Source organism: Vibrio sp. Of7-15 (assembly GCF_022347565.1).
Taxonomy (GTDB): domain Bacteria; phylum Pseudomonadota; class Gammaproteobacteria; order Enterobacterales; family Vibrionaceae; genus NORP241.
Genome location: NZ_JAKRGH010000013.1, coordinates 60,411 through 71,937, shown reverse-complemented (window position 1 = coordinate 71,937; position 11,527 = coordinate 60,411). Strand labels below are relative to the sequence as shown.

Below are 11,527 nucleotides of genomic sequence, written 5' to 3'. Positions count from 1 at the left end.
GGTGAAAACATGGCAATTAACTTAGAAAAAGGCAACTCAATCAACTTGGTAAAAGAAGAACCAACCCTAGTCAACTTACGTTTGGGTTTGGGTTGGGATCCGGTAACGGAACATACACCATTTGATCTCGATTCCTCGGCTTTTATCTGCCAGCACAACACGCAAGGTGAGCCTAAGTTAATATCAGATGAGCATTTTGTCTTTTACAATAACTTAAAATGCCCTCAAGGCGCAGTAAACCACGCAGGTGACAACCGCACAGGTGATGGATCTGGCGATGATGAGGTTATTGAAATTAACCTGACCAAGCTGGATCCAAAGGTGGATGAAATTTCTCTTATTGTAACTATCCACGAAGCTGAAAGCCGTAAGCATAACTTTGGCATGCTAAAAAATAGCTACATTAAGCTTTATAACCAAGACACTGGTAAGCTAATCGCCCAATATAACCTAGGCAATGATTTTGATAACGAAACGTCTGTTCAATTTGGTTCAGTGTTTAAAGAGAATGGCCAGTGGACATTCCAAGCAATTGGTGCAGGTTACCAACTAGGCCTAGCTGATTTCGTTAATGGATATCAGTAAACAGCACGTATTCATTTGAATAATGACAGCATAGGTATATCGAAATGGCAATTTCACTGAAAAAGAACAGCTCAATTTCATTAACAAAATCAGTAGACTCTGAACTCACCAAAATCACACTAGGGCTAGGCTGGGATCCTGTTAAAAAGTCAGGTTTTTTCGGATCTTTGTTTGGCGGCGGTGGTGGGAGCATTGATCTAGATGCTTCGTGCCTTCTGCTCGATAAAGACGGCAATTTAGTGGATAAAGTTTGGTTCCAAAAGCTGTCCACTAAATGTAAAAGTGTTCGCCACCAAGGGGATAATTTAACTGGTGATGGTGACGGTGATGATGAAAAAATCACGGTTAATCTGAAAAAATTACCAGCCGCTACAACACATTTAGCGCTGGTTGTGAATAGCTTCAGAGGCCAAAGTTTTAATCAAGTTGAAAATGCGTTTTGTCGTGTGCTTGATCAATCCAATAAAGAAGTCTGCCGCTTTACATTGAATGAACAAGGCAATCACACAGGCACATTCATCGCATTGGTGAGCCGCAATAACAATGAGTGGACTTTTGCTTCAAAAGGCATACCAGCAACAGGTAGAACGGTTGATGATATGCTGCCTTATGTAAAAGAAAACTTAGGTTAATTGAACTTAGTTCACCTATCATAAAGCACCAAACAGTAAAGCTTGGTGCTTTCCAAAGCCTTCTCTCTACCCTATTGCTCTCTGTTTACAGACATAAAACAAATTTCTTCAACACTTCAAAATAATACACTCAGGCAATACAAAAAATCACCTCATGCATGATACCTATAAAATAAAAAACATTATTTTTTTGATAGTAAAGAAGGTATCATTAACGGAAAACCATCACTCATTTATGAAGTAATAGCCTGATTAATGCATCTCTATTAGTGCCAATAGTGCTCTAACTAATTGAAAGATTTTATATATGGCTAACAAACATATGGAAGCAATTATGAACAAACGTTGGGCGCTTGCTGCCTTTATCACACTCGCTGCGGGAAGTGGATATTACTATCTCAACCAAACGTCTCAATCAGAGCCATCGCTTCCACTGCTCACCGCCCACATAGGCACAATTGAAAAACAAGCTGTTGCGGTTGGCAAAATAGTCCCGGCACATTCCGTGTCGATAAAATCTCAAATTGAAGGAATTGTTGGCGAGATTTACCATCGTGAAGGCGAACAAGTCACGGCAGGAATGCCGCTGATCAAAGTACGCCCTAACCCAACTCCACAAACCTTAACCGATGCCACCACAGCACTCATGCAAAGTGAAGCTGGACTAGAGTCAGCCAAACAAACCTTAGCTAACCTAGACAGTTTGGTGAAACAACAGATAGTACCGAACAATTATGGCGAGTACATTCAGGCAAAATCCGACGTGAAATCCCGCATCGCGGATGTGCAGCAGAAAAAACAGCACTTGGCTCTGATCCAAAGTGGCGAGGCTTCCGTCGGAGACGCGAAATTGACCTCTACGATTGTCGCACCAATTAACGGTACGATTCTCAACTTAAAAGTGGAGATTGGTGAACCAATCATTTCCACAGAATCCAGCCAAGCCGCTACAGAAATGATGTCTGTGGCCGATATGAAAGCCATGATTTTCAAAGGCAGCGTCAGTGAACACGATGCCGCCCAGCTGAGCGTCGGTATGCCTGTCACACTAACGCTTGCACCCTACCCTGATGCTGTTATTGAAGGCACCTTAAACAAAGTTGCGGTTCAGTCTCAGAAACTCAATGACAGCAGCGTAACCTCCACCAGCTTTGATAACGGATTTGAAGTGGAAGTCGGCAACATCCGCTTTCCCGAAGAGATGACCATACGTTCAGGGTTTTCCGCAACCGCACAAATCATTTTACAAAAGGCAGATCAAGTAACAGTCATCCCTGAGCGCGCGTTACGCTTTAACGGCGACTCCCCTGAAATATTGATCCCAGACGATTCAGAGCAAGGCTTCTCTCCACGAAAAGTATCTCTTGGCCTTTCCGATGGCATCAATGTCGAAGTGCTTTCCGGCTTATCTCAAGACGAAGAGTTTATTGACAACAGCATGATGGGAGCACCAAATGCCTAATGTTTATTCTTGCCGCTCTCACCGCTTTAACCAATTAGCGACTCCTATGCTGCTTACACTTGGTCTGCTTTCAGCATCGGCCCACGCACTGACGATGAATCAAGCTTGGCAAGCGGCTAAACAATACGACCCAAGTTATGCTCAAGCGCAAATCCAAGCGCAAATCAGTGAAACAGAAGTAAGATCCAGCAAAAGTGCTCTCTTACCCAGTTTCAGTGCCTCCGCCAATTCTAACTGGGATAACGATGGCAACAACACCAATAGCTATTCAACCACACTCGGCCAAACCATTTGGGATAGCTCACAGTGGGCCCAACTCGACCAATCTCAAGCAGCGTATATTACCGCCCAGCTTAACGTGCAAGTCGCCCATAATGAGCTCGCAGGCCGTGTTATTAATGCTTATTTTGATTTAGCCAGTGCCCAAGGCGATCTAAAGCTAGCCAAGCAGAAATTTGAAGAAGGGGCTCGGTTACTGCGCATTACAGAGCAGAGATACAAAGCAGGGAAAATTCGCTCAACTGAGCTAGAGGACATGCGGGCCAACCACGTAGATGAGCAAGCAACCATTTATAACGCCCAAGCAGAAATAGAAGCGAAAAAAGCAAACCTAGTGGCTTTGGTGAATCTGTCCGCTAACCAAATTAATGAGATCAACACCACTGATTTTCATAAGCCTAATTTACTGTTTAGCACAGAAGCGGAATGGCTGAAAACCGCTTACGATCAGAGCCCACAGTTACTTGCCGCTCAACAAGGCGTCAAAGCAGCACAATATAGCCAAGATTCAGCAAAAGCGGGCTACTACCCAACGGTATCGGGGTCACTGTCATACAGTGATGATGACGTCAGACGAGACGGTAACTTTGGAGCAGGGTTAAATGTCAAAATACCAATCGATCTGAATGGCTCAACACGTGCGCAAGTGGATCGCTCGCAGCTCCAAGTCCTCAATGCCAAACAGTCACTCAAAAAAGTAGAAATCGATATTAAAAGGGAAATACAGAGTTTGTTTCGACAAATTGAGCTGAACTGGCAACAAGTCGAAATAGCCCAACGCCAAGTCTCTTCACGTGAACAAGCGCTAAAAAGTAAACAAGCCGTGTACGATGCAGGCATGACCGATGCCTCTGAGCTGATCGATGCCCATAATAGCTTATTCAGCAGTAAAAACGCCTTACAGTCTCGCTTGTATGCCTATTGGCGACAACGTGTTGCCCTGCTCCAAGCCGTAGGCAAACTCAATGATGATACCATCGCCTACATCTCCAAGGCTTTACAATCATGATCACACTGCTACAGCAAACCACACAAACCTTATTAGCTCACCGCCTACGTAGTTTACTTGCGGTGATTGCCATTGTGTGGGGAATTGTGTCGGTTTTGGTGCTCGTGGCACTGGGGGAAGGTTTTTACCGTGTTAATGCCCAGTCTTTCTCATTGTTGATGAGTGATACCCAAATGGCTTTCCCATTTCAAACCAGTAAACCATGGCAAGGGTTACCATCAAGACGGGCTATCACCATTACAGAGCCTGAAATGCGCCAGCTAGAGCATCAAAAAGACATTGACAATATTTCGGTGGTTTACAGTAAGTGGGATGCCACCGTCACAGATGCGCAAGGCCATCACTTACCGGGATACGTCAGTGGTATCGATCTGAAATTTATGGCTTTACGTAACCTCACCTTACAACCGGTGTCGCGAAACGTTACTCCGAGTGATCTTAAGCACTATCAGCGTGTCGCTATCGTAGGTTGGCAGTTAGCACAAATGGGTAATTTATTCATTGGTGATCAAATAAAAGTTAATGGCATTCCTTTCTCAATTATTGGCATTACTACTCAAAGTGAGGGAGGCTTTTCTATGAATAATGAAAGCAACCAAGTTATGTTGCCAAGCACAACCTTTCGAAACTTATGGGATCTAAAGCCCGACTTTTTGCTGGTTTCTCCCGCGGAGGGCATTTCCAGCATTGTACTACGTAATAATTTACGGGCTTTTTTTTCTAATCAACAACATTTTGATCCCACCGACATGAGCGCCGTAAATTTGCCAGATCTCAGCGATGGCGCAGACTTCTTCAATGCCTTATTTCGAGGCATTCAAGCTTTTCTTGGCGCAAGTGGTGCTATGACACTGGCTGTCGGTGCTCTGGGAGTGGCCAATATTATGTTTTTATCTGTTACCGAGCGAACCCGTGAAATTGGCGTCCGACTCGCCGTTGGTGCAACACCAACCACCATACTGTGTCAATTTATACTGGAAGGCGCGATGTTGGTCGCTTTTGGCACCGCTGTAGGTATCGCGCTTTCCTTTCTCCTTGTATTTGGACTGAATTACATTGGGATGCCTGAATGGTTAGGGACACCCGTAATCACTTTTGCTTCCATCGGTTGGTCATTGCTTATTACTGCCTTTCTTGCTCTTCTCGCTGCTTATTTTCCAGCCCAGCGTGCAGCCAACCTCACGCCAGTCATGGCATTAAGTGCGAGAGCCTGATCATGATGTTACCAATACGCCAGATCTTCCAAGAAATGGCAGCTGAAAAAATGAGATTGTTTCTGACGATTCTTGCCGTCGTCTGGGCGACATTATGCATAACCATGATGCTAGCGACAGGTGAAGGCTTACGACAAGGTCTGATAAGAACGTCAGAAAATGGGAACGGCAACTTAATTTACCTAACGGGGGGATATGCCAGCATGACCGCAGGCAGCTTCTACCAAGGTAAAGCACTTTCTCTACAACCGGATGATATTAATGTGATCCGCCAGCTACCCAGCATTAAAGCCGCTGAGCCTACAGTGGAATGGGATGCAAGAGTCAGCTACAACGACAACCCAACTTGGCAAAACCCTCTCGCGGTTAACCCTGCTTACAAAGAACTGACTGGCTTAAGTGTTGCTCCGGGTGGGCGTTGGCTCAATCCGCTCGACATGATTGAGCAACGTAAAGTCATTGTGATTGGCAACAGTGCCGCTGCGCATTTGTTCAGCCCTCCCGACGAGGGAGATTGGATGAAACCGATACAACTGACTACAAACCCGGTTGGCAAAGTCGTGAAATTAGGCGATGAAGAATTTACAGTGATCGGTGTATTAGAACGAAACAGTGCCCAAATAGAACAAGGCACACCGCTAGATTATGCGATGTTTGTGCCTTTTACTACCTGGGAGCGTTTTCATCAAAATGCCGCTATTTCAGCCATTAATATCTTACCGCATCCAACAGTGGTTCGAGAGCGAGTTGCCAGCACCGTCAAACAAGTACTGGCTAGAAAATACGGAGCCAGTCCGCTCGATATATCTTTGCTCCAAGCTGAAGATATGTTGCTAAGACAAAAAACCATGCGCCGATTTTTAATCGGGTTACAGAGTTTTCTCGGCCTCATTGGCCTGATCACCCTAAGTGTTGCAGGCATCGGCATTGCTAATGTGATGTACGCAACCGTGAAACGCTCGACCAGAGACATTGGGGTAAGAATGGCAGTAGGGGCAACGCCGACCACAATTAAACTGCATTACTTAGTGCAAGCGTTATTGACCATGTCCATCGGTGGCCTCTTTGGCTTAACCCTGACTTATGGTGCCGTCACGCTCATAAAGTCCATCTCATTTGAAGATAATATGTTATACCAAGAACTTGGCCAGCCAATCCCAGAGCTGTCTTTACCCGTAGTCGGTATTGTTATTTTCGCTCTGATCTTAGTTGGTGTCGCCTCCGCTTGGTTTCCAGCCAAGAAAGCAGCAAACGTTACTCCATTAGAGGCATTACAAAGTGAATAACGACAGTATGATCACAAACGAAACAACTTGCTCAGGTAATGCACCTTTGGTGAGTCTATCGAACATCAGTAAGCATTACAGTAGTGGTGAAGGGATAGTTCGAGCATTAGATAACGTGTCTCTTACCATTAATAAGGGAGAATTTCTTTCTATCTTAGGGCCATCAGGCTCTGGGAAATCCACGTTAATGAATCTACTTGGCTGCCTTGATATTCCAACATCCGGCCATTATCAATTAGATCAACAAGATGTGTCTTCATTATCTAGCCACCAGCTGGCGGGGATCCGTAACCAAAAAATTGGTTTTGTGTTCCAAAGTTTTAACTTACTTGAATACGCCAGCGCACTAGACAATGTTGCCCTCCCCCTTGTGTACCGCGGCGTAAAAACCAAAGAACGGCGAGAGCGGGCTGCCAAATTGCTTACCCGAGTCGGGCTTGGGGATCGCATGCAACACAAACCTAATCAGCTCTCTGGTGGTCAAAAACAGCGCGTGGCCATTGCACGCGCGCTCGTCAATGATCCCGATATTATTTTGGCCGATGAGCCCACAGGGGCATTGGATTCTAAATCCGGTGCAGAAATTGAAGCGCTGTTTAATGAACTGCATAAAGAAGGACGCACATTAATTGTGGTAACACACGATGTATCATTGGCTGAGCGAACAAAACGCATTATTCACATTAAAGACGGCCAAGTGATCTCCGATAAAGCCGTTACCTCATAAAAACGACTTAGAGCCCCAATATCACTCTTGTTGATCTTTTGGGGCTCCCTCGTCACATTTAATGCAGTTAAGCTCAAACCCCAACATTTTCTTACGACCAACCACGCTGATCACCCAAGGGCGACTGACCCAAGGTGGGTTGTGTCGAACGTGCTGAAAGTGACCACACACTAACTGTGCAACCCAGTGTTTTTCATCATCCTGATGATAACCACTTATCGCTTGTTTCATGCCAACTACCCTACAATCTAACCAATAACCAAATAAGCCGGGCATTATACGACAGTCTCCTATACAGCCCAAGTTAGGCTGTATAGGAGAGCCTACAATTAATTCAACGCTTTAATAATGGTAATGTCACGCTGCAGATCCGCTTTCTTTTGATCGGTTTGTGCCGTCTTAAGTTGACGAGTTAATTCAGCTAATTCTGCACTAAGCTCATCTTTGTCTGAAAATAGCTTATCTTTCACATTAATGGACGCCACGTTGCTGTATCGACCATTACTGCTGCTTGGTACTGTAATTTTACCGTCATTGATTAAAGCAGTCACAATCTCACGCTGCGTCTTATAATTGTCATCAAGACCCGCAAGCTTCCAACGTGACATTGGTTTACTTTGGTACTGACCTTTTTTCACTTCCGTTAAGTAGCGGATTGTAAGATTACGAATGGTGCCATCTTCTTCACCAAACGCTTCTTTTGTATCAAAGATCACGGGAAATTCACGGCCTTCCAATACACCACCAGCACTCGTCAAATGCCCCATGCGATAACTGTTCATACCCAGATTAATTGGTGTGGTATCAGTAATCGGTGAGCCATCAGCAAACGACAATGACGAAATTCGTTGACCTTGTGGTTTGGTTAAATCAATGGTGTAAGTCACGCCAGCAAAAAAATCGTTAGTCGAATATTTGGATGAACGACGCTCTGGGTTAAAGCTGTAGGTCACGTCCCCTTCTTTTACTTGATTGAAGTAACCGGCCGACCACTCCATGTAAGTTTTCAGCTCTTTACCCGTCATTTCATAGACAGTAATTTCCCCCCCTGCATACTGATAATTATAAGCAATGTCTTTGGCTTTAATTTCACCCACATTCAACTTCGCTTTATCGTTATCAATTTGCAACGCCACCACATTGGCCATCGGCGCGTAATGCATGCCCGCTTCCTGGTATAACGCACTGATACCCGTGTCTTGGATATGAACTTGAGGAATGCCTTTTATTGCATCAGCAGGAACTAAATCAACCCCAGACAGAGTTGCAATCATTCTATTGGCATTTTCACGTAGGCGTTTATGATACGGCGCATACAGCGACTCCATCTTTTTATCGGAAGTCAGGCCATTAATACTATAGGTAAAGCTGTCTTTATTAATCAGCGTGTACTGACCATTATTTTCTTCAAACTGCAAATCAATACGAGACAGAGCACGGCCATACTTATCTGGTTCCGTAACAATCACACCATTCACGACTTCTTTATCAATTCGAGTATGCATATGCCCTGCAACAATAGCGTCTAATTCAGGGTTAATGCTGGCAATATCCCTTACGCCTGTATCTTTAATATTATTTTCGTTATCTATCCCCATATGAGCAACAAGGACAATGGCATCCACCTGCTCATCAATTTCCTGAATCACTTTTTTCACTTCCAAAGAAGGGTTCGTGAACGTCATTCCCTGCAAACGATTTGTTCCTTCAGCAAACACCTGAGTCATTGGTGTATCCATGCCGATGATGCCAATTTTTATGCCTTGTTTTTCAATAATGGTATGTGCTGGCAACAACGGATTTCCATCCACGCGTTTGATGTTCCCCGCCAACGTTTTACCTTTAAACTGAGACAAAGAGCGGTTAAATACATTTAAGCCAAAATCAAACTCATGATTACCCGGCACCCAAACGTCATAAGCCATTTCATTAAACCCTTTCATCATCGGGTCTATCGGCTCATCTTTAAAAGTTTCAACAAAGTTACCCTGAATGGTATCGCCAGCATCCACAAGAATCACGTTATCTTCTTCTTCGCGGATTTCTTTTACCTTGGTCGCGATCTGACTTAAGCTCCCTCTCATGTTCAGCTTATCGCTAGCGTAATCCCATGGCATAAAATGGCCGTGGATGTCTGACGTACCCAAAATCGTCACATCGACGATATCACCATCAGCCGACATAACAGGCACCGAAACAGACAAACAAATTGCGGCCGCCAATACACTTTTTTTCATGATGAAACTCTTTATAAAAATGGGTAAATAAAAGGATCGCCATAATAAATTGTGCAGCCAAATATATATTGATATTCATCACACTATCCATGTAATTATAATTCGATAATTAACTTATGTGAGGTATAACTCACAATTAATATTTACACAACCAGATTATATTTTTAATTACAATACAGACTAAAATAAGAATAACCATACAAATAAACCGAGATTAATATTAAAGGTAATACCACAACTTAAAACATAAATAGAAATGATAAGGTAAATTATTCATTACACCAAAAAGAAATGGAATATAACAATTAAACCTAAATATTTTCTCATTATTATGACAATATAAAAATTGAATCAGAATGGAGTACTTATTATTGAAATTTTTAGATCAGATGTATGGATAACTCTGATCAATAGATAACCAGAAACAAGGAAAGAAATTATGGATTATTATAAAGAAAAAGGACTTCACGCCTTAGCCAACGTCATTCATGTGGACAAGACAGGCTGGTTTCATGGCCATATAGGAGCTTCACTAATTACTGGCGCTTACTTACTCGAATCTGGGCTATTATCTTCATACGCCGAAACCAGTCTCCAGGCAAGACTAGACATCATTATTGAATCCTACTCCGATTACTTTCAACCCATTACACGATCTTGCTTTACCGATATAATGCCTATCGAAAAGGCCCTTAACGCCTGTACCAAGCAGCAAAACCTGTCTGGGTATGGCTTCATTTATGGCACGTTAGCACTAAGAGTACTACACCAATTTCCAGAGCTGGCTGATAGCAATATCACCAATGCCATTGCTCAATTAATCCATAACTGCCAAAAAGACAAATGGGCAAAATATTACGATCTAAATAATCGCCATAATTATCAATCTATCTCGTGCCAAACAATAACAGTGTTCGATATTTGTCAGCTCGCGGTTGAGAAAAGCGCTCAGCCCATGTTTATCAATTCCCATCAGCCCTTTTTCACCGGCGAAAAAATTCATGGCCTCACCCACGCCTATGCCATTTACCAACTTAACCAACTGGGTTACGAGCACATTGCTCACGACGCCCTTAAACATACAATAAAGCAACTTGAGTTCGCAGCTCATACTTCAGGGACAACAATCACTGCTGAAGCAAAAGCGATCAACTTACATGATCCTGCGATTTGGAACGAAGATTGTGCCAATAAAAACCAGCTGAAGCTCGCTTACAGTTTTTGTGAAATGGCCTTAGAGTTAACATTAGACAGTCGCTGTTTACACAAACTTTGGGAAGCCATAAGCACTAAGGTATAAATGCTCAGGCATAACAGAACAGACTAAAAAATCACCCTGTCAAAAAAGGTACTGACGTCATATCAGTACCTTTACATTTTATCGACTACGCCATTTCTAACGCCATATCCGCGAGTTCATCCACAACGGCGATAGGCACATATTCTGAAATGTCTTTTTCAATACGGATCAGCTCACGAACGATAGAAGAGCTCATGTAAGAATATTTCTTATCTGCAAGGATGCAAAACGTCTCAATATCGTTACCAAGTTTACTGTTTAAAATAGAAATTGGGTATTCGTAGTCCAGATCGGTTGAGTTTCTTAAACCACGGATCAAAGCCGATGCACCAAGCTCCCCAGCATAATCCACAACCACACCATGACAGACCGACACCTCAACTTGAGGGTGCTCAATGAATGTTTTCTTTATCATGGCTAATTTTTGCTCATTAGAGAACAAATATTTCTTATCGCCATTGATCGCAATCACGATATGCACTTTATCAAAAACCTTCAACGCTCTTTGCACAATATTAATGTGGCCAAGCGTGATTGGATCAAAAGAGCCAGCAAATACCGCTATTTTTTCTTTCATCTTAATCCTTTGTTTCTCAAACCTAAATTTTCTTTACAAGTATCTCAGCACAAAGCCATTACCCTAGCGCCAAAAACAAAGTGATATTCAGGTGAACATAATTGGATCATTATCGCCAAATAGAAGGATAAAAACCACTGAATATGTATTTACGTATACTGTACTACTCCCAACTGAACCAACATCAATAAAAAAGGCTTCAACCTGTGAAGCCTTTTG

At 43.2% G+C, this 11,527-nt stretch carries 11 protein-coding genes; 8 read left to right on the top strand and 3 right to left on the bottom strand.

All coding sequences use genetic code 11. From position 1 onward, the window contains the following. Positions 1-9 precede the first annotated feature (9 nt). From MHO82_RS14475 to MHO82_RS14445, 7 genes are all read left to right on the top strand, one after another. The gene (locus tag MHO82_RS14475) at positions 10-585 is read left to right on the top strand and encodes a TerD family protein (RefSeq protein WP_239184668.1); all 576 of its coding nucleotides are present in this window, start codon (positions 10-12) and stop codon (positions 583-585) included. A gap of 44 nt (positions 586-629) precedes the next feature. Continuing rightward, positions 630-1,217 (top strand): TerD family protein, encoded by a 588-nt coding sequence (locus tag MHO82_RS14470; RefSeq protein ID WP_239184667.1) that lies wholly within the window; start codon positions 630-632, stop codon positions 1,215-1,217. A gap of 334 nt (positions 1,218-1,551) precedes the next feature. Continuing rightward, a complete protein-coding gene (locus tag MHO82_RS14465) occupies positions 1,552-2,679 on the top strand; it encodes an efflux RND transporter periplasmic adaptor subunit (RefSeq protein ID WP_239184666.1) in 1,128 nt (375 codons plus the stop codon). 46 nt (positions 2,680-2,725) lie between these two features. Continuing rightward, entirely contained in the window at positions 2,726-3,967 is a 1,242-nt protein-coding gene (locus MHO82_RS14460; protein ID WP_239184725.1) for a TolC family protein, read from the top strand. Next, a complete protein-coding gene (locus tag MHO82_RS14455) occupies positions 3,964-5,181 on the top strand; it encodes an ABC transporter permease (protein ID WP_239184665.1) in 1,218 nt (405 codons plus the stop codon). Before MHO82_RS14460 ends, MHO82_RS14455 begins: the two co-directional genes overlap by 4 nt. 2 nt (positions 5,182-5,183) lie before the next feature. Then, on the top strand, positions 5,184-6,467 hold the full coding sequence (locus tag MHO82_RS14450) for an ABC transporter permease (RefSeq protein ID WP_239184663.1): 1,284 nt from the start codon (positions 5,184-5,186) through the stop codon (positions 6,465-6,467). Positions 6,468-6,474: 7 nt separating this feature from the next. After that, a complete protein-coding gene (locus MHO82_RS14445; protein WP_239184724.1) occupies positions 6,475-7,194 on the top strand; it encodes an ABC transporter ATP-binding protein in 720 nt (239 codons plus the stop codon). A 21-nt stretch (positions 7,195-7,215) separates the two neighbouring features. On the opposite strand, the gene MHO82_RS14440 is transcribed toward MHO82_RS14445, so the two are convergent. Both MHO82_RS14440 and MHO82_RS14435 read right to left on the bottom strand, forming a co-directional pair. Next, on the bottom strand, positions 7,216-7,425 hold the full coding sequence (locus tag MHO82_RS14440) for a DUF3565 domain-containing protein (RefSeq protein ID WP_239184662.1): 210 nt from the start codon (positions 7,423-7,425) through the stop codon (positions 7,216-7,218). Between the two features lie 98 nt (positions 7,426-7,523). Further along, positions 7,524-9,431, bottom strand: a complete 1,908-nt coding sequence (locus MHO82_RS14435; RefSeq protein WP_239184661.1) for a bifunctional UDP-sugar hydrolase/5'-nucleotidase — start codon at positions 9,429-9,431, stop codon at positions 7,524-7,526. Between the two features lie 439 nt (positions 9,432-9,870). On the opposite strand from MHO82_RS14435, the gene MHO82_RS14430 reads away from it, so the two are divergent. Continuing rightward, positions 9,871-10,731, top strand: coding sequence for a hypothetical protein (locus MHO82_RS14430; RefSeq protein WP_239184660.1), 861 nt, complete (start codon positions 9,871-9,873; stop codon positions 10,729-10,731). Between the two features lie 85 nt (positions 10,732-10,816). Here MHO82_RS14430 and coaD read toward each other — a convergent pair whose 3' ends face one another. Further along, positions 10,817-11,308: a pantetheine-phosphate adenylyltransferase gene (coaD, locus tag MHO82_RS14425; RefSeq protein WP_239184659.1), complete on the bottom strand. Its 492-nt coding sequence runs from the start codon at positions 11,306-11,308 to the stop codon at positions 10,817-10,819. Positions 11,309-11,527 lie beyond the last annotated feature (219 nt).